We start from the raw sequence: 20,812 nt of genomic DNA, 5'->3' as shown, positions 1-20,812 counted from the left end.
CGATTGTGATCATGAAAATTTCTAAAATCATATATAGCCTGGTAGCGGTAATGGGGCTTCTTCTGATGAGCTGCGAGGATTTGAGTGAGGTTAACCAGAACCCCAACAGCCCGGAAGAAGTGTCGGCGAACTACATCATGAGTTATGTCCTGACGCATTCGGCCAAGGCCTACTATGCCCTCGGCGCAGAGGGTTCGGACCTTTCGGGCGCGATGCAGTACATTCAGATGGGGACCAATGAAGGTGCCATGAAAGTCAACCAATATGGCTGGTCGGCGGCAAGCTGGTCGGAGTACTATAATATTTTGAAAAACAACGATTTGATGTACCAGGCCGCGGTGCGCGACAACAATCGTTTCTTCCAGGCGATAGCCCTAACCATGAAATCGTTCGTATTTGGTTTAATGACGGACCTCTTCGGCGACATTCCGTATTCGGAAGCGCTGCAAGCCGCCAGTGAACAATATTATCCCCAATACGACAGCCAGCTCGACGTGTACAAAGGCATTCTCACCGATCTTAAAACCGCTTCCACTTTGCTGGGCAGCCTGGGCACCGCCGATGTGGTGAGTGCCGGATCGGACGTGCTTTACGGTGGAAAGGCTGCCAACTGGAAAAAGTTTGCCAATGCGTTGCGGATGCGATATGCATTGCGGCTATCGGCAAAAAAGACGGAAGCGGCTGCGGCCGGAATCGACATTACCGCGGAATTTAAGGACGCTGCGAGCGCCACATTTACCGCCAATGCCGACGACGCTTCGATGGCTTTCATCGGCACAACCAAAGACAACTCCGCAGCCGGCGGTTTGCTGAATGCGAGCAACCCTTTGTATTACATTAAACCATCCAAACCATTTGTAGATAAGCTCACGGCCCTCGGCGACCCCCGCCGCGACCGCTGGTTCCAGCCCGTGCTGAACAAATGGGACACCAAAATCGCAACGGCGACCGACAAAAACGTGACCAACGTATTTGGCGAGACATTCACGGTGAAATATATGCCGGCCAAGGCGGGCGCTAATGTGGATACGTCGCTCTACGTAGGGCTGCCGGTAGGCCTGGCGATCGTGGACGCAACGGGATTCAACAAAGGCGATGACGGTACCGCCTACAACCCGGAGCGCAGCCCTTATATTTCGTTCCTGCACAACCGCTACCGCACCAACACAGAAGCTTACGTGAAAATGAACCTCATTACTTACGCCGAGGTGGAGTTTATGCTGGCCGAGGCTGCGCTGGACGGCAGCTGGGGCGTTTCGGGCACGGCCGAGGACCATTACAAAAGCGCGATCAAGGCTTCGCTGGACAAATACAACGCGCAGGTAGCCAGCGGTTTCAGTTTTGATAAATATTATGCGCAGAATGCGGTGAGCCTGGCGTCGGCTTCCAATAAGCTGGAAAGGATTTCGGAACAGAAATGGATTGCGGGCTGGCTGAGTATAGAACCCTGGTTCAATTGGCGCAGAACTGGATTTCCGGCTCTTAAAACCGGCCCGGCGGCGCAGTTTGGCGCGGCTATTCCGGTGCGCTTCGTGTACCCGATCGCCAATGCGGATGTCAAATACCTGGTCAATTACAATGCAGCCGTGGATAAGCTGGAACCGTCCGGCTTCGTACCGACTGGTCAGAGTAAAGACCATCAATATTCAAAAATGTGGCTGCTGAAAGGCACTTCGGCGCCCTGGTAATCGTTCGGCTACGGCCGGTTTTAGTATGTATTTAAAAAACAGTATTTCAAAAATCGTTGCAACGGGCTCTTTGGCCCTGTGGGCGCTGGCGGTGGCCGCGCAAAATGGAGAAACTTATCTGCCTACGACGGCACCTGATCGCATTGTGCTCAATGTGACGGCCGACCCGTCGACTTCGATGGCGGTCAACTGGCGGACGTCGGACGCCGTGGCGGAAAGCTTTGCCGAGATCGCCGTCGCAGAGGCGGATCCCCGGTTTGTGGCAAAAGCCAAAAAACTCAAGGCCAATACCCAAAAGCTCGTCTGGGAGGATACGCCCACGGCCTATTACCATTCCGTTATTTTCGAAAACCTGCTACCCGGTACCAAATATGCGTACCGGGTGGGCGGGGAGCAGGGGTGGAGCGAGTGGATCCATTTCACGACTGCGGGTACCCGCGACCAGAAGCTGTCATTTATCTACTATGGCGATGTGCAGGTGAATATTTCCTCGCTATGGTCGCGCGTGGCGCGTGAGGCATACGCGAAGGCACCCGAAGCGCGCCTGGCCATCTACGCGGGCGATCTGATCAACAAAGCCAACCGTGATGTGGAATGGGGCGACTGGTTCCGGGGCGGGGGCTTCATCCATTCCATGATCCCGGCATTCCCGACACCCGGCAACCACGACCATTTCGACACGCCCGAAGGCATTAATACCACTTCCGTATTCTGGCGGCCGCAGTTTACATTGCCCGAAAACGGCCCGAAAGGGTTGGAGGAAACTTGTTATTATGCAGATGTTCAGGGGGTAAGGTTTATTTCGTTAAACTCGGATCAGGTGGATGTTTCGGAGAAGTGGACGGAGGTTCAGAAAGAGTGGCTGGAAGGCATTCTCAAAAATAACCCCAACAAATGGACGGTGATTACATTCCACCACCCGATTTTTTCACCCAAAACTACCCGCGATAACAAGCGGATGCGCGAGACGTTCAAACCGCTGTTCGACAGGTACAAGGTCGACCTCGTGCTGCAAGGCCACGATCACACCTATGCGCGCGGAATGGCCAACATCCCGATGGCGGAAAAAGGAGCCCAATCGGGAACGATGTATGTGGTATCCGTCAGCGGACCGAAAATGACGGATTCGAATGTCGACCGTGCCGCCTGGATGGATCGTTCGGCCATTTACACCCAGCTTTTCCATGTAGTAAATGTCGATGGCCCCAAACTTTCCTTTGAAACCTACACCGCCACCGGGGAACTGTACGACGCATTTGATTTGATTAAACAGAAGGGGAAAAACAATCGCATCGCCGAGCGCGTTCCGGCCAACGTCGCAGAACGGCGCTAACAGGACCTGACAACACCTGACAACACCTGACTACACTGACAATACTTGACAATCCCTGACTACACCTGACCATACATGATAAAACGCATCGCCCTTTTTGCTTCGGCCGCTTTACTGGGTACATCACTGCTCATGGCGTTACGGTTGCCGGTATCCGACGAATTCCCGGTCGAAATCGTCAAATTCAAGGCCTATGCCGGTAACCCGCTCTTTAAAGGAACGGGTGATCCGCAAACCTGGGATGAGAAGATCCGAGAGCGCGGGTACATTCTGCGCGAGGGCAACAAATACTATATGTGGTACACCGGCTATACCAAGGCCACCGGCAACGATATGAAGTACCTCGGCCTGGCGACTTCGGACGACGGTTTGAAATGGACCCGCTATCCGAAGAACCCGATTCATACGTCGTTGTGGATCGAGGATATGTGCGTGTTGAAGGACGGGAACACTTACTATATGTTCGCCGAAAGCAAGGACGACATCGCGCATTTGCTCACTTCCACCGACCGCATTCACTGGAAAGACCAGGGAGCCATCGACATCCGCCTCAAAGACGGCTCACCCATTAGTAAAGGTCCCTACGGTACACCGACCGTCTGGAAAGAACAGGGCACTTGGTACCTCTTTTATGAGCGTAACGACGCCGCCGTGTGGCTCGCGACCAGCAAAGACCTGAAAACCTGGACGAACGTACAGGATGAACCGGTCCTTGATGCCGGTCCCGAAAAATATGATGCATTTGCCGTCGCATTCAATAAGATCATTCAGTACAAAGGCTTGTATTACGCCTATTACCACGCGTCGGCCTTCAAAGACTGGCGTGAGTGGACGATGAACGTGGCCGTTTCGAAAGACCTCGTCCATTGGAAGAAATACGAAGGAAACCCGATTGCCGGTAACGATTCTTCCAGCGGTTTCCCGGTGTTCGACGGCAAGCAATGGCGGTTTTACACCATGCACCCCGACGTACGGGTTTACTTCCCCGAAAAATAGAATGCCTCTCTATGATTTTAAAGCATTGCGACCCGCGGCCTGGTACCCGGTTGCAATGCTTTTTTGTTTTAAACTGAAAAAAATCTTCGCCCGTCGCCACGCTTGAAATGCGGGTGGGTGTCTCTGGTATTGGAATCGCAAGGAAAACGCGACTATCCGATCGTCAGTCAGGTCCTGAAAATGAGAAGTGCGATGAAAAAGTTGCTGGTTATTGTATTTTTATGCCTTGCAGGAGCGGCCCAGTTTGGATGCGGAAAGGAGGATAACGACCGGCCGGATCCCAAACCGGAACCCGTTCGACTGGATCGCGATACGGTCTCTTCATGGCTCGCTCGAAACTCATTTTTCATTACCGACGCCTGGCGGTTTGCGGGAAAGGATTCAGTGGATATGTATAAAGTGGACACGCTACTACCGCTCTATGCGAAGGCTGCAATCCTGAACTTCTACATCGAAAAGGGAGCCGGATCAATCATGTTCCATGGTGGTGCTAGTCAGTTCCCTAATACCGAGATTCCAGGTAACGCTTTGACATTCAATTTGAATATCCGTATTTTCCTTCCGACGGAAATGAATTTGACGTGGAATGAGGAAATGGGTACGTTGAACGTAGAGACCCGAGCAAAAACGAGCTACTTCCCGATGATCGTCCCAGGCAAGAAAGGGTACCTGGATCCGGTGAGCTTCAATATTAAAATGTCGGCCGAGCAAGCGAAAGCCGCGACTATAAAGCCGAGTATGCGTTTCATATTTGAAGACGAAGACCCGAAACTGGGGAAAGTCACCTATAAAATTACCATGAAGCCGATGTACCAGTACTATCGTGAACCGGGCCAGCAAGCGAGCGCGAAATATTTTGTATATCCTTGAATTAGTTGATAGTTAGTGATTTAGTATGAAGTGTATTGGTGCATTTGCCTTGTTGATGGCAATGATTACAGCGGGTTGTTCAAAAAAGAATGACGACCCGGGAGAAACAGTAAAACCCTTGGAAACGGTGCTGAAAAGGGATGAGGTGATGAAAAACGTGCGACAGAACTTGTACCATATCGAGGAATGGTACATTGTGAAGGGAAAGGATACAACATTTTTGAATTCGGACCAACACTATGACTCTTTGATGAAACATGTTTATATACAGTTTTATGCCAACCCGTGGGATAGTACGCAGACGTGGCTTTGCTATCGACACGGTACAGAGGCTCCAAATACCGAGTTTCTGGGCAAAGCTAAAATCTTTAATGTGGTGCGGGATTCCCCTTTGGCATTGGGATTTGACTACGGCTGGGATGATGCCGAAGGGACGCTATCCATTTTAGACGATACCTTTCCTCCCCTTATTTACGGGCCAACGAATGTTTTTCCGGAAAACGTCACGGCTAAACTCGATAAAAGTGGATATCGCCACGTGAATAGTTTAGATGAGGCTAAGACGTCACATACAACCGGATTTTTGAAATTCGGTTACCAGCATGAAGGAAAAAACTATACCGTCCTGCTAAAACAAATGTGGGGGTACAATACCACAGCCGATTTTGACCGATTTGTTGTCTTTTGAAAAACCTACTATGAAATTCCTCGCTTTGATAACCGTTCTGGCATTGACGCTTACAGGCTGTAATGACCTGAAAGACCTGCGCCCGGGAGATCCTGGGACGGAGATTCCGGAACCAATCGTCAATGTGGTGAAAGCAAAGTTTCCGAAAGCGGAAAACTTGGTTTTTAAACCCATACTGGAAGAAAAGATATGGGAAGTGAAGCTGAAATCGGATGCCGATCGCTATTCTTCTCTAGTGGATTATGGTAAAATGTGGGAGACCTTCAGGGAAGTGCCTGGTGGCGTGCCTGCTGCTTTGACGGAAGCATTGCAAAAATCACGTTTTGCCAATGGTACATTGTCGGATTACACTACCGCCTTTTTTGCGACCACTGCTAATAATAAACTGATTTTTAATCATAGGGGGCAAGTATATTCATTCGAGTGGTCGGGCGTCGGTCCCTCAACCCCCTACGCGCTGTTTGACCGTATGAAGTACCGGATCGTAACCTACGACCTCTCCGATCTTCCCGGTTTCGTGGCAGACACGCTTAGGGCCATTCCCGGTGCGAAATTTTCCAAGGGCTACACGTTCGTAGGGATGGATGATTCGAAGATGTATCACACAATGACCACTGTCAGATACAATCAATCCGTAGAAAATGTCTCAATGTTGTTTGACAGCAAAGGCAGGCAGTTGTGGAGTAGCGACAAATTTATTGAAATAGGCGTATCCGGGGCCGTATCGAACCTGCAAACTGTTCCGCAACCGATCCAGGATTATCTGAATAACCAACCCGAGTTGAACGGGTTCGAATACAATCTAAAACTTGTCAGCGATTATCGGGGCCTGACATCCTATTACATTTCTGTGAATTATTTACATGGGCGTCATGACGTATATTTCGATAAGGATTTCAATGTAGCATATAAAAGAACTGTGGTGAGATTTGAATAAAAAATAGTAATTAATTAAGTTTAAGTTACTTCCAGGTATAAGTTAGTTCCTGAACCCAACGTCCCTAATGAAATTCTTTCTCTCTAAAAAGTACGACAGCGTCACGAGCCTCGTGAAAGCCTGCCAGCAGCAGGATCCGAGGGCGCAGACCGTATTTTACGAGCGATACAAGGCCAAAATGACCGGTATTTGCCGGCGCTACGCGCGGACCGTGGCTGAGGCCGACGATATTTTTCAGGACGCATTTGTAAAGATTTTTAACAATATCAACGATTTGAAGGAGCCTGAGGCTGTGGACGGCTGGGTGAAAGTGACGGTGATCCGGACGGCAATCAACTATTACAACCGCACTACCAAGCAGCAGGAGCTTCAAAGCTCGCTCGACGGGGTGGAATGGCAGGTTGAATCGGATGATTACATACGCATTATCGACCAGATGAACGTCCGCGACCTGCTGGACCTGATCAACGAGTTACCCGATAAATACAGGACGGTGATCAACCTGCACCTGATCGACGGCTATACACACACCGAAATTGGTGAAATGTTATCCATGTCGGATGCCACGGCCCGGTCGCAGTTCATGAGAGGACGTAACCTGCTAATGAAAAAATTGGAACTAAAAGGAATAGTACATCATGAAAACTTCTGAGGACAAATTGAACGAAGCGCTGCGCGACGTCCTCAAACGCAAGTTTGATGACTATGAGGAACAGCCCAACGCGAATGCGCTCGAACGCATACGTGCACGCGTGAAACCCGCGCGTACGGGAAGATATTGGTGGTTCACCGGGGCGCTCGTGCTGCTTTCGGTCTCCGGCATCCTGCTTAGTCGCTTCGTGGGCGAAAGTAAAACGGCGTTCGCGGTTTCGGAAAAAGCGGATGCACACGCTGCAACCGGGGCGGTACCAGCGACACCCGGTGACGCAAAACCCGCGGAAGAGGCGCTTTCCGCTTCGAAAGCGCCGGTGCATTCGGCCCAATCACTTTCTCGCAAAACGATCTGGAAAATACCCGTTTCGCGATCGGAGAAACTGGTTAAAAGTGTTTTTGTGAAAGACCTGAGTGGCCAACCGGCAGCAAAAGTGCATCGCGGGCAGACTGGTAACACTCCGGGCGCCACTGTAAGCCGGTATGAAGGATTACCGCCGGTGAATGCAGGCCCTGGCATGGTGACAGCACAGGGTACGGATCCGTTTTCCGACCATTTGAATACCGCGCTGGCTGAGGAAGCGCCTGCGCAGGTGGATTCGGCGATGGCGGTGATGCCGCTGGAAGAATTGGCATCGATGTCGTTGAAAGAGGTGCCGATTCCGTTGCATTTGCGCGGTGTCGTAACGCCTGCATTCAAGCCGGCGAAGGTGATCGTTACCAACCCGGCGAGGGTGGCGTGGCTTTTCAATGCGTCGGCATTGCATTCGTACCAGATCTTGACGGTACCGTCGTCGGCGGCGCAGGACTTTCAGAATTTCAGCTTCCCGACCTTGTTCACGGCGCGGTCGATGGGTTACAAGATAAGCGGTGGCGTTGAGCGCAACGGTATTCAGTTACAGCTTCATTTCAGTGGTTTCAGGCAAACCTATTCCTACGAAATCGCCAACAACAATTACCTCGTCAAACCGGATGATAAAGGGCAATACCAAACCGTACGCCAGGGCGACAGGGTGGAGGAGAACCGGAAATTCTCCATGCTGGGCATTGGCGTTTCGAGGCAGCTGCGATGGGGGCATTCGCCGGTCAGCAGATTTTATGCTGCATTCGGAGCGGAATATTCGCATGATTTGAACAGCAGCCAAAGCCTCGGGTGGATCAGCCTGGGATTGGGAAAACAATTTGCGGTAACCCGTCATACTGCATTTAGCATTGGACCCTATGCCGAGTTCAGCCCGGTGAAGGTCAAAGGTACCGAAAACCCGTTCTACTATCAGCCGTACCGCGTGGGGATATCGGCAGGGCTTCGTTTCGTACGACCCTGAACCGCTCACGAGGTCAAGTCCCGGTAACCACACTACCGGGACTTTTTTATGCCTGAAATTTTTTCTGAACCCGTTTCATTTCGATCTGATTAAAAATTACTTACATTTACGGGCACGTGCCCGTTGCTATAATTTTATGATCAAAAGCCGTTCCTAACAAAACCTGACAATCCCCAATCCCCAGACCATTCCTGACACCATCTGGCCATGCTTGACTACACTTGACTATTCCTGACCACGCCTGACCACCCTTGACAACACCTGACCATACCTGACAATACTTGACCACCCAAACAACACCCGACCATTCCTAACCACTACACCCATGACCCAAACAGCTACATCCAGAAGAGATTTTATCGCCACCGGCCTTGCCGCGATGGCAGGAGCGGGGCTTTCTGCTGCATTTTCACCGGCATTCGGCAAAGCAGTGCGCCCGGCCGACAAGATCCGCCTCGGTATCATCGGTACCGGCTCGCGCGGTGCCGGTTTGGCAACGCTCATCCACGAAATGCCCGATTACGAATTGGTAGCCTGCTGCGATATTATTCCTGAAAACCTGCAAAACGGCCTGAGCCTCGCTGCTCAAAACGCCCAAGGCTACGCCGATTACCGGAAGCTGCTTGACGACAAATCCATCGACGCCGTGGTGATCGCCACGCCACTTTACCTGCATTACCCGATGGCCGTGGCAGCATTGCAGGCGGGGAAACACATTTACCTCGAAAAATCCATGACGTACGACATCCCGCAGGCGATTGACCTCGTGAAAAAGGTGAAGGCTTCGGGGCTTGTGTTTCAAATCGGTTACCAGTACCGCTACTATGGCCTTTATCACCGGGTGAAGGAGATTATAAAGGAAAACTGGTTGGGAAAAATCACGCATTTCGAATGTCAGTACAACCGCAACTCGAACTGGCGCTTCCCCGTGAAAGACCCGAAAATGGAACGTGCTATCAACTGGCGCATGTACCGCGAATATTGCGGCGGCCCGCTCTCGGAACTTTGCGCACATGAGATCGACGTTGTGAATTACCTCACCGACAGTCGTCCGTTGAAGGTGGTGGGCCTGGGTGGTATCAACTATTGGAAGGACGGCCGGGATACGTACGACAACATCCGCACGGTTTACGACTATCCCCATGGCGTGAAAGCCAGCGTGACCTCGGTATTATCCAATGCGTATAATGGTTACAGCATCCGCATTCTGGGGGATAAGGCGACTGTCGAGATACTCCGCGACAAGGCATTCATTTACCCCGAAATCACCAACAATGCCAAGGGCGTCGTGGATGGCGTCACGGGTGCCACCATTGCCGCCACCACCCAGGGCAAAGGCGTGGAAGTGAAGTTCGGCAAGCCGGGTGAAGCGGATCTGGAACCGACGGTGTTCGCGTTGAAAGACTTCGCCGAATGTGTCCGAAACAAAAAGGAGCCCGTTTCCAACGTCGAAACCGGCCGCGATGGCTCCATTGCGATTCATATGGGCAATGCGGCGGCCGACACCGAAAAAGTGCAGTATTGGAAACCCGAATATTCGGCCTGATGAAACGGCGCTGGCATCACGTCATACTGGTAGCGGGCGTAATGAGCATCCTCACAAGCGCATTACGCCCCGCACGCATCCCGGAAACCTACCGCATTACCGGGCAGGCGCAAGGTACAACGTATGCCATTACGTATTATGCCGATCAGAAATTGGTTAGTAAAACACAGGCAGACAGTATTTTCAAAAGCCTCGACGCATCTCTTTCCATTTACCAGCCGGGTTCACTGATCAGCCGGTTCAACGCGTCACAGGAAGCCGTGGAAATGGACGCTCACTTTGCGAATGTGATTGAAAAATCAATGCAGATTTACCGAACTACCGGCGGCCTTTTCGACATTACCGTGTATCCGCTCGTACGTGCGTGGGGTTTCGGGGTAAAAGCTACGGACGCAATGCCCGACAGCGCGGCCATTCACCGGCTGCTGCCGTGTGTGGGATCTGATAAATTGAAAATGGAAGGCCTCCGACTCGTGAAAACGGCTCCCTGCGTTCAGATAGATGTGAACGGCATTGCGCAAGGGTATTCGGTGGATGTGCTGGCAAGTTTCCTGGAAGCACGCGGAATCGCGAACTATATGGTGGAAGTGGGAGGGGAGATCCGTACGAAAGGCCGGAAGCTGCCGGGTAATGAACCGATGAACATCGGCATCGAAACCCCTTCCGCCAATGTGTTCGACGCGCCGGCGATCCGTGAAGTAATCAGCATTGGCGATGGGGCCGTTACCACTTCCGGCAGCTACCGGAAGTTCCGCGAATCGGGCGGGATGCGGCTTTCGCACATCATTGACCCTAAAACCGGCTACCCTGTTCAGCGCGAGATCATCAGCGCGACCGTAGTGGCGCCCGAAGCGATCACCGCCGACGGCTTCGACAATGCGTTGCTCGCCGCAGGCATCGACGGGGCGTTTGAAATACTCCGTGCCCACCCGGGTATGGAAGCCTACCTCATTTACCGGAAACCCGACGGCACAGTGGCCGATACCGCTTCGGCTGGCTTTGGTCGCTACGTGGTGGCTGAACGCTGAGGGGAGGGGCCTGCGGCCGACCGCCGACCGTTGACCACCGACCATGGTCCATCGTCTATGGTCCATGGTTGGTGGTCGGCCGTCAGCGGTCGGCGGTCAACAGTCCGCCGTCAGCGCCCCCCAACCCTCCGAGAACGTTATCGGTACTATTTCTGCCCGATCGCGTGGATACCTATTAAATTCCTTGTAACATTGTTATAAGTCAAAATTAAATACTGCTTGATGTGTAAAACGCATCATAAATGACTTCGCAGCCGCATTGCGAGGCAAGGTTTGCTATGTCCTGATTTTGGCCCTGTGATCCTCTGAAAATTCATTTTTTATTTCCTAACCATAATCTTATGCATGTAAAACTACCCACCCATCGTTGGGCCCGTATTCTTGTTCTTTTTGCATGCCTCAGCCCGTTCTGGCTCCACGGGCAAAATCTGAGGGATGTTACCGGCGTGATTACCGATAGTTTGAGCAAACAGGGCTTGCCGGGCGTGACCGTCGTGGTGAAAGGAACCCAGCGCGGCACCACCACCGATGCCGACGGGCGCTACGCCGTGCAGGCGGCTCCGTCGGATGTGCTCACATTCAGTTATGTAGGTTATGTGATGAAAGAAGTGGCGGTCGGGAACCAATCGGTGATTGAAATTACGATGCAGCCGAGCACCAATGCACTCGATGAACTGGTGGTAGTAGGTTACGGTACCATGAAGAAAAGCGACCTGACCGGCGCCGTGATCCGGATCGATTCGAAGACATTCAAAAACCAGCCCATGACCCAGCTTACCGATATGCTGACGGGCACTGTGGCGGGTTTCAATGCGAACCAGGCCACTTCCGCGGCGGGAGGGAGCTCATTGCAGATCCGCGGACCGAAATCGTTGACGGCTAATTCGAGCCCGATGGTGGTGATGGACGGTGTGATCTTCAACGGCAGCATTGCCGACATTAACCCGGCCGATATCGAAACCATGGATATTCTCAAAGATGCGAGCTCGGCAGCCGTTTTTGGCGCGCGGGCCGCGGGCGGGGTGATCCTGATCACGACTAAGAAGGGTACCAAGGGCAAGCCGGTGATCAATGTTTCGGCCAATGTGGGGACGGCTCAGACTGCCAATGATTTCAAACCTTTCGACAAGGACGGCTACCTTAGCTTCCGCCGCGACCTGCTGCGCGCTACCAATCCGGACCGCCCGGCTTATTATTACGACAACCCGGGTACGCTACCGGTGGGTGTTTCGCTGGAACAATGGCGCACTGCCAGCAACAACCCGCAAGCCGACAATACCCAGGAATGGCTCAGTCGCCTGCGCTTTTTCCCGATCGAAACCGAAAATTACCTGGCCGGGAAAACCGTGGATTGGTACAAGGAAGTGATCCGCACCGGGTTGCGGCAGAACTACGACGTGAGCATCGGCGGCGGTTCACAGAATGTGACTTACTATTGGTCGCTGGGTTATCAGAATAATGAAGGCATATTGCGCGGCGACAAGTTTTCGACGATCCGTTCGCGCCTCAATGTGGATTTCAAAGTGACCGACTGGCTCAATGTGGGGGTAAACAGCCAGTTTGCCGATCGCGACGAGAGTACGGTTCCTGCCAACCTAGGGCAGATGTTCATCATGAGTCCTTACGGCTCGATGTTCGACGAGAACGGCAATGCGATGTGGTACCCGAACAGTTTCGCCGTGGCTAACCCGCTGATCAACTTTTATGGTCAGGAGAGGATGAAAAAGGTGAACACGCTGTTTGCCTCGCTTTATGCTAAGGTCAAGCTGCCTTTTGGATTTGATTACAAGATATCCTTCCAACCGAGGTATGAGGCTTCGAAAGACTACAATTTCTGGTCGTCCAACACGCTCGACGGCGGCTCCACACGCTCGGGCGGGTATAGCACGCGGGCGGACGCATCCACGTACGAGTATATTCTCGACAACCTTTTGCATTGGAACAAGCAGTTCGGCGTCCACCAGTTTGATGTGACGCTGCTTTACAGCGCCGAGCGTAACCGCGGCTGGTATTCCAAAATCGCGAACCAGGGATTTGTACCGAACCAGAACCTGGGCTTCCACGGGATGCAGTATGGTACCAGCCCGGCTATGGAGACGAACGACACCCAGATCACGGGCGACGCAGCCATGGCGCGGCTCAACTACACATTGTTTGATAAATACCTGATTACGGCCTCGGTTCGTCGGGATGGTTTCTCGGCTTTCGGTACCAAGCAGCCAAGGGCGGTTTTTCCGGCGGCTGCGATAGCCTGGAAGATTTCGGAAGAGAAGTTCTTCCATATTGATTTTGTGAGCCAGATGAAGCTCCGTTTATCGTGGGGCGTGAACGGTAACCGGGATATTGGGGCCTATTCGGCATTGGCGCAACTGCTCTCGGCCATGTACTATGACGGTACCAATGTGCAGGTGGGCGTTTACAATACTTCGCTCGCCAATCCGAACCTCGTTTGGGAGAAAACGAAGTCCATCAACATCGGTATGGACCTGAGTTTGCTCAAAAACCGGATCGATCTGAGCATGGAGTATTATGACATGACCACCACCGACCTGTTGATGAAGCGCCTTTTGCCGGAAATCACCGGTTTCAAGGACATTACCACCAACCTGGGATTGCTGGGCAACAAAGGTTTTGAAATGACCATCAATATCATCAATACCGAGCAGGCCAATTTCTCGTGGCGCAGCGGGCTCGTGTTTTCTTTTAACAGGAACAAAATCAAGCGGTTGTTCGGAGATTATAAGGAAGAAACGGTGGACGGCAAAACCGTTACCAGGGAGCTGCCCGATTATTCCAATGAGTGGTTTCCGGGCCAGGCCATCGACCGGGTGTGGAATTATAACGTGACGGGTATCTGGCAAACGGCCGAAAAGGATGCGGCGGCAGTCTACAAATTACAGCCGGGCGATTTCAAAGCGGAGGATGTGGATGGTAACGGTAAATATGAGGCGTTGCTGGACAAACAGTTTATCGGCTACCGCCAGCCGCGCTTCCGGATCGGTTTACGCAATGAATTCACATTCTGGAAAAACTTCACCGCCAGCATATTCCTGCGTAGCGAGCTGGGCCATATTGCACCTTTCGCCGAAGGATTGCGCACGGGCGGGTCCGACACCTACGACCGCCGTAATACCAACGATTTCCCTTACTGGACGCCCGATAACCCGACCAACGAATATGCGCGGCTGAACACCAATACCAATGTTTTCGGCGGGGGAATCAAGGTTTACAAAAAGCTGTCGTTCCTGCGCTTGCAGGATGTGAATGTGGGCTATTCACTACCGGCTGATCTTTCCAAAAAGCTGAAAGTGAACAGCGTACGTGTGTTTGCTTCTGCGCGCAACCTGCTCACTTTCACCAAATGGCCGGGCTGGGATCCCGAAGCCTGGGATAGTGACGGAAACAACGTTCCAATGCCTAAGAATTTCACCGTCGGGCTTAATCTCTCATTGTAAACAGCCATTAACCTGAGTTTTATGAAAACCTTTCGATACCTCATATTATTTGTGTTGTTGCTCAGCCAGTCGGCCTGCGACAAAGACTGGCTGAAACCGGAGCCGCTGTCGTTTTTCAGCCCGGAGAATGTGTTCGTGGATAAGGCAGGCATGGAGGCGTTGCTTGTCACCATGCGCAAGGACCTCAAAAACGAAAGTACCGGCACGATGCCGAACCTGACGATGGAATTTGCCGCTTCCGACCTGGCGTCGCCCTGGTCGCAGCTGGATTTTTACAACCTGACCCCGAATACCGATCAGTACTACCGTTTCCTGACGATGTTTACGGTCATCTATTCTTCCATTAAAAACTGTAATGTACTCATTAGCAGGATCGACGATATTAAATGGCAGTCGGATCAGGAGCGGAATGCGATCCTGGGGGAGGCGCTTTGGCACAGGGCTTACTGGTATTACCGCCTCGTGAATTCCTACGGCGACGTGCCATTCCTGAGCGGCGAAATACAGGAAGCCAAGCTCGACTTTCAGACGCACAGCCGCTGGACGATCCTGGAAAAGATCAAAACGGATGTGGAGTTTGCGGCAGAGTGGCTACCGGCCACTGCGAAATCCGGTGTGATTACCAAAGGCGCGGCCAATCATTTGCTGACGAAGATCTACCTGGCCAATCTCGAATACGACAAGGCGATCGAGGCTGCGAACAAGGTTATTAACGGCCCGTATGCTTTGATGACCCAGCGTTTCGGGATCGACGCGACGAAGGGCTACCGTAACCTCATCTGGGACCTGCACCGCGCCAAAAATTTCAGCATTGTCCAGAACACGGAGACCATCCTGGCGTCCATCGACCGCTACGAGGCACCGCCGGCTGCGCGTTCGGTGGGATTGTACACAATGCGGCTTTACAATTGCCAGTGGTTCCAGCCGCAGGTACTCGACAGCCAGGGTAAGCCGGGGATGGTAGCCAACGGTCCTATGTACGATTCATTGGGCAGGGGCAATGCCAATATCAGGCTGACGGGCTACTATCAGTACGATATCTGGTCGTACAAAGGTGATACCTGGCGCAATACGCCCGATTTGCGACGCGCGGATATCAACTGGGTGGATATTCATGAATTGAAATACAACAATCCGGCTTCGGTCGATTTTGGTAAACCAATCAATACCAAATTCCTGGCCGCGCAGGTGGATACGTTCAAGCACGTATACGCGATGCCGCATTACATTATGTACAATCCGCAGGATGATCCGAAGGCGACACCCATGGGCGGGAACGGCGACTGGTACATTTTCCGGCTGGCCGAAACCTACCTGCTTCGCGCCGAGGCCTATTTATGGAAAAACCAGCCGGCATTGGCCGCTGCCGATATCAACAAGGTGCGTGAACGTGCGAAAGCACTGCCGATTACGGCCGGCGAGGTGTCGATCGATTTCATCCTGCACGAGCGTGCGCGGGAGCTGTTCGCCGAGGAGCCGCGCCATTCGGAACTGGTCCGCATTTCGTACATCATGGCCAAAGCCGGTTTGAACGGATACAGCCTCACCAATTTCAGTGAAAAGAATTACTATTTCGACCGGGTAATGCGGTACAATAATACCTACGAAAAAAAGATACAGCTGCTGGGCAATACCGCCAACATGGCGCCATTCCACGTGCTGTGGCCGATTCCTTCGCTCGTGATTACGGCTAATACGAAGGGCGTGATCAACCAGAATATCGGTTATGACGGCGCGAACCGGAACGTGCCGCCGCTGACGAAAATTGAGTAAAACGAGGTTGTATCAGGGGGAAGGATCACACTTTGTGTTACCCTTCCCCCTGATACAACCTCGTTTTCAATGATTAAGCCCAATCAATCCCCGGCCAGCCGCTGCAAGTCCGATTGTGCCAACCGGTAATTCAGCTGCGCTGCCAGCAAATCGGCTTCGGCTTTGGCCAACAACGAACGCGTGTTGAGGATATCTGCTTCGAGGTTCAGGCCGGATGCCTGTTTGTCGGATTGAACTTTGAGCTCTTCCGTACGGTATTTCACGGCTTTTTCGGCTACCGCAATTAAAGCAGTGGCTTGCGAGAGCTTACGATGCGTTTTCGAGACATCGTTTTTGACCTGATTTTGCGTGTTAATCAGGTTTTCACGCGCTTGCTGGCTCAGGAAATGCCGCTGGCGGATCACCTGCTTGTTGGCGACCAGGTCCTGGATATTCCATTTGAATTGCGCCCCCACGAACGGATTGTTGTTCGGAAAAAGCAGGTTACCGGTTTGGTACGAATAACCCGCTACGAGGCCGATATCGGGCAGGTTGCTCTGCTCGGCTGCGCGGATGGCCTTCTGGGTTTTAATTTCCGTCAGGCTGGCGATTTTGATATCGTTGTTGGTGGTAGCGGCATTCGTCAGATAGCTGTCCAGGGTGCCCGACGCAACGGCCATGTTGGCGACCGGAGCGAGCGTGACGCTATCCGCTTCAATGCCGGTGAGCTGTTTCAAATCGGCCGTATAATCTTCGGTTTGAATGCGGAGTTTCAGGAGATTCTGCTCCTCGTCGGCGATGTTTGCTTGGAGGCCGGCTTTGTTTACATCAATGGTTTTGCCTGAAAGCAAGGCGCTTTCCACATCATACAGCCGCATTTGTGCCAGCTTGATTTTTGCATTCGCCTCTTCCTGCTGCTTCTGCGTGATCAGCAAACCATAATACAGCTTCTCGATCGCCTGTTTGATCTGCAAAGATGCCCTCGACTGCTCATGGCGGGCCAGCTCGACATCGGTCTTGGCTACTTCAATGCCGGTTTTAATCTTTCCGAGCTGGGTAATCGGCTGGTAGAGTGTTACACCTGCATTGAAATTGTGGTGTTTCCCCAGCGGGAACGTCTTTTCCTCATTCGGCAATGCAATGGTCGTCCCGCCGAGGGGCAGCGCACCGAATGAGCCTTGTTCGATTACCAGCTGGCCGAGGTTGGCATTGTACTGGTACGACGAGCTCACCGACGCGACCGGATATCGTTTGATCGCGTCTTCGGCTACTTTGGCTTCTTTTTCGGATACCTGCAACTTCCGCACATTGAGCAAATGGTTGTTCTGCAATGCCATGTCCACGGCCTGTTCGAGCGTGAGCGGTTGCGCCTGCTGTGCGTACGCGGGGACGAGTGCGGCCGCGCAGAGTGTGAGTATGGGGAATATCAGCTTAGTTTTCATGGTGTTCAGCAACAGGTGTTACCATCAGGTCTTTTTTATCATGCGGTTTGATCATCGCGATGTACAGCACTGGTACCGTAAGCAGTGCCATGACCATCGACCAGATCACCCCGACGGCGATCACACTCGCTAGCGGGCTCCACATCGGCGATCCCGACAGGATCATCGGCAGTACGCCGATCGCCGCGGCCATCGCAGTGAGGAATATCGGGCGCAAACGACGCTTGCCGGATTCGATGGCGGCCGTGCGGATGTCCATGCCGTGGCCGAGCAGCTCGTTGGTATGGTCCACCAGGATGATCGCATTCCGTACCACAATCCCCGAAAGGCTGATCAGTCCCACAAATGCGGTGAAACCGAAGTTGTTATGCGTGATATAGAGGCCCATCAACGCGCCGAATAAGCTGAGCGGGATCGTGAGCATCACGAGCGCCGCTTCTTTGAGGCTGCGGAACTGGAACAGCAGGATGAAAAATATGAGCACCAGGCTGATAACCAGCACGACGATCATCTGGCTGAACGTCTCGTTCTTATTGAACTGCTCGCCGCCGTATTCGATCCGGTAACCCGCGGGTAACGGGATATCCGCGATTTTATCCTTCACTTCTTTGACCAGCTCGGCAGGTAGGACATCGTCTTCGGTTTCACTCAGGATGGTGAGTGTCCGCACACCGTTGCGGTGCATGATCTTGCCGGTTTGCCATTGCGGTTTCAGGTCGGCGATCTGGCGTAAGGGCACGTTGGCGTCGGTTACCGGTGAGGCCAGGTAAATGTTTTCCAGGTTGTCGGACGACTGGCGGTTACGCTCGTCGAGGCGGAACACAATGTCGAGCGGATTATTCCCTTCGTACATGGTCGAAATGGGGGCGCCATTGAAACCGGTGTATACCATTTGCGAAATGCTGCCGGTGGTAAAGCCGAGCTTGTTGGCCTCGTCTTTGAGCTGAATGCTGATGCCGTAATAATCCTCGCGGAAATCGGGGCGAACCATCGAGCTCCCTTTCGCATTTTTGAGAATCTCCTGCACCTGCGAGCCGATCGCCTTGAGGCGGGCCACGTCGTCGCCAACAATGCGCACTTCCACAGGCGATTTATAAGGAGAGCCCTGCTGCATCAGTTTCACCTGTGGTGAACCTTCGGGGATCAGCGCGGCCACTTTGCCTTCGAGTTCGTGGGCAAATGCTTCAGCGGTTTTTTCGTCGGTGGTGTTGATCAGGATCTGTGCATAGTTGGTCACCGGCACTTCGGGGGAGAAATTATAGTAAAATCTGGGCGCGCTCGTGCCTGTGAACGTCGCGTAAGAGGTCACGCGCGGATCGCCTTTGACGAGTTTTTCTGCTTTCAGAATGGCCTGGCTTGTCTGGTCGAGCTTGGTACCCGTCGGCATCCATAGTTCGATCACGAACTGATTCCGTTCCGCTGCCGGGAAGAATTTCTGTTTAATACCCTGGTATACAAAAAGCGACAGCACCACGGTGAGCAAACTGACGCCGATCGTCAGCGCCGAATGCCTCACGCACCATTCGAGGGCGGCATTGTAGCCGTTCTGCATGCGGTCGAGCAGGGTAATGCGTTTCTTTTTCTCGGATTCCTCCGCGCTGTGGTCGTGAAGGCCTTTTTTGATGAAGGTATAGCAAAGCAAAGGCGTCAGGATCATGGCCACGATGAACGAGGCCGCCAATGCAATGGCCACAGTTACGGGCAATGCGTGGATGAACTCGCCGACAGAACCGGTCAGGATGACCATCGGCATGAACGAGGCGATAATGGTTACCGTAGCTGCCAAAACGGGGATTACGAGGTCGGTGGCGCTGCGCCAGGCGGCTGTCCAGCGGTCGATACCCTCATCGAGGAGCTCCACATAGTTGTCGGCGATCACAATGGCGTCGTCCACCACCATACCGAGCACGACGATCAGCGCAGCGAGCGATACCTGGTGCAGTTCGATACCAAATGCGTTGAGCAATGCGAATGTCACGGCGATCGTCATCGGAATGGCCATCGCGGCTACCGCAGCAATGCGGATCGGCAGGAGCAGGATCACGACGATTACCACCGAGAATATGGCCAGGAAAAATTCCCGGATGAAGTGTGTAATGTTCTCATCCACGAGCTTCGGCTGGTTCACGATCGTGGTCAGTGTGACGTCGGAGGGGAGCAGCTTCTCCACTTCGGCCAGTTTGGCATTCACTTCTTCTCCGAACTTCACGATGTTGTTCCCTTCCTGCATCTGGATGGCAAGCATCATCGCATTACGTCCGTTGACGGTGGTTTTGCTGGTAGGCTCGGCATATTCGCGGTTCACCTGCGCAATATCGCCCAGCCGGATCAGCTCCCCTGTTTTAGAGGCACCCACGATCTGGTTTGCGATTTCATTTTCGGTATTGTAATAGCCCGACGTGTACAGTGGCGTCTGGCTCGTTGCGGTTTTGATATCTCCTGTCGGACTAATCACATTCTGCGATTGCAGAACCTGCACCACGGACGACAGTTTGACATTATATTGAGAAAGCTTCTCGGAGCTCGAAGTAACCGTGATCTGCTCTTTCTGCTCGCCGATGCGCTTGATTTTGGACACCGATTTGACGGTCCGGAGCACGTCTTCCAGTTTCTGGGTGTAATCTTTGAGCTGCGCATAAGTGGCCTTGTCGCTTTCAATGCCGATCACCAATGCCTCGGTGTCGCCGAAATCGGAGTTTACGATCGGGCCGCGGACCCCTTTTGGAAAGTCTACCTGCTTGGCTACCAGCAGCTGGTGGCGCAGTTTGCTCCAAAATACGTCGGGGTTTTTAACATTTTCGCCCAGTTCCACATTCACCACCACCATGCCGTCCTGTGAGGTCGAGTAGGTTTTGTCCTTGCGGATTTCTTCAAACTGGAAAAGATACTGTTCGAGTTTCTTGGTCACCTGGTCTTCCACTTGTGCGGAGTTGGCGCCGGGGAAATAGGCCAGGACCAGGCCTTGCCGGACGGTGATCTTCGGATCTTCGCGCCGGGGCATGTTCAGCAGCGAATAAACGCCTACCGCAAACACCAGCAGCAATACCGACAGCGTCACCTGCGGATATTTCAGGGATGATTTGACAAAGTTCATAACGCAG

General features: G+C 52.8%; 14 protein-coding genes. 12 read left to right on the top strand and 2 right to left on the bottom strand.

The window, feature by feature from the left end; translation table 11 throughout:
* Positions 1 to 11: 11 nt before the first annotated feature.
* From CLV60_RS28745 to CLV60_RS28690, 12 genes are all read left to right on the top strand, one after another.
* On the top strand, positions 12 to 1,688 hold the full coding sequence (locus CLV60_RS28745; RefSeq protein ID WP_106598854.1) for a SusD/RagB family nutrient-binding outer membrane lipoprotein: 1,677 nt from the start codon (positions 12 to 14) through the stop codon (positions 1,686 to 1,688).
* A gap of 25 nt (positions 1,689 to 1,713) precedes the next feature.
* Complete coding sequence (locus CLV60_RS28740) at positions 1,714 to 3,021, top strand: purple acid phosphatase family protein (RefSeq protein WP_106598853.1); 1,308 nt, start codon at positions 1,714 to 1,716, stop codon at positions 3,019 to 3,021.
* Positions 3,022 to 3,096: 75 nt separating this feature from the next.
* Entirely contained in the window at positions 3,097 to 4,017 is a 921-nt protein-coding gene (locus CLV60_RS28735) for a glycoside hydrolase family protein (RefSeq protein ID WP_229211175.1), read from the top strand.
* Positions 4,018 to 4,209: 192 nt separating this feature from the next.
* Entirely contained in the window at positions 4,210 to 4,887 is a 678-nt protein-coding gene (locus CLV60_RS28730; protein ID WP_146151611.1) for a hypothetical protein, read from the top strand.
* A gap of 25 nt (positions 4,888 to 4,912) precedes the next feature.
* Positions 4,913 to 5,575, top strand: coding sequence for a hypothetical protein (locus CLV60_RS28725; RefSeq protein ID WP_106598851.1), 663 nt, complete (start codon positions 4,913 to 4,915; stop codon positions 5,573 to 5,575).
* A 10-nt stretch (positions 5,576 to 5,585) separates the two neighbouring features.
* A complete protein-coding gene (locus tag CLV60_RS28720) occupies positions 5,586 to 6,512 on the top strand; it encodes a hypothetical protein (protein WP_106598850.1) in 927 nt (308 codons plus the stop codon).
* Positions 6,513 to 6,579: 67 nt separating this feature from the next.
* Positions 6,580 to 7,164 (top strand): RNA polymerase sigma factor, encoded by a 585-nt coding sequence (locus CLV60_RS28715; protein ID WP_106598849.1) that lies wholly within the window; start codon positions 6,580 to 6,582, stop codon positions 7,162 to 7,164.
* A complete protein-coding gene (locus tag CLV60_RS28710) occupies positions 7,151 to 8,488 on the top strand; it encodes a hypothetical protein (protein ID WP_106598848.1) in 1,338 nt (445 codons plus the stop codon). Before CLV60_RS28715 ends, CLV60_RS28710 begins: the two co-directional genes overlap by 14 nt.
* A 325-nt stretch (positions 8,489 to 8,813) precedes the next feature.
* Entirely contained in the window at positions 8,814 to 10,034 is a 1,221-nt protein-coding gene (locus CLV60_RS28705) for a Gfo/Idh/MocA family protein (RefSeq protein WP_106598847.1), read from the top strand.
* Positions 10,010 to 11,062: an FAD:protein FMN transferase gene (locus CLV60_RS28700; protein ID WP_229211174.1), complete on the top strand. Its 1,053-nt coding sequence runs from the start codon at positions 10,010 to 10,012 to the stop codon at positions 11,060 to 11,062. Before CLV60_RS28705 ends, CLV60_RS28700 begins: the two co-directional genes overlap by 25 nt.
* Before the next feature lie 341 nt (positions 11,063 to 11,403).
* Positions 11,404 to 14,517 (top strand): SusC/RagA family TonB-linked outer membrane protein, encoded by a 3,114-nt coding sequence (locus CLV60_RS28695; protein WP_106598845.1) that lies wholly within the window; start codon positions 11,404 to 11,406, stop codon positions 14,515 to 14,517.
* Between the two features lie 21 nt (positions 14,518 to 14,538).
* The gene (locus CLV60_RS28690) at positions 14,539 to 16,290 is read left to right on the top strand and encodes a RagB/SusD family nutrient uptake outer membrane protein (protein WP_106598844.1); all 1,752 of its coding nucleotides are present in this window, start codon (positions 14,539 to 14,541) and stop codon (positions 16,288 to 16,290) included.
* Between the two features lie 83 nt (positions 16,291 to 16,373).
* Here CLV60_RS28690 and CLV60_RS28685 read toward each other — a convergent pair whose 3' ends face one another.
* Together CLV60_RS28685 and CLV60_RS28680 are read right to left on the bottom strand one after the other, a co-directional pair.
* Positions 16,374 to 17,711 (bottom strand): TolC family protein, encoded by a 1,338-nt coding sequence (locus CLV60_RS28685; protein ID WP_106598843.1) that lies wholly within the window; start codon positions 17,709 to 17,711, stop codon positions 16,374 to 16,376.
* Positions 17,701 to 20,805 (bottom strand): efflux RND transporter permease subunit, encoded by a 3,105-nt coding sequence (locus tag CLV60_RS28680; RefSeq protein ID WP_106598842.1) that lies wholly within the window; start codon positions 20,803 to 20,805, stop codon positions 17,701 to 17,703. The genes CLV60_RS28685 and CLV60_RS28680 overlap by 11 nt, the downstream gene beginning before the upstream one ends.
* Between the last annotated feature and the right edge of the window lie 7 nt (positions 20,806 to 20,812).

The organism is Dyadobacter jiangsuensis (genome assembly GCF_003014695.1).
Lineage (GTDB): Bacteria > Bacteroidota > Bacteroidia > Cytophagales > Spirosomataceae > Dyadobacter > Dyadobacter jiangsuensis.
The sequence above is the reverse complement of the archived record's forward strand: the minus strand, read 5'-3'. Positions and strand labels throughout refer to the sequence as shown.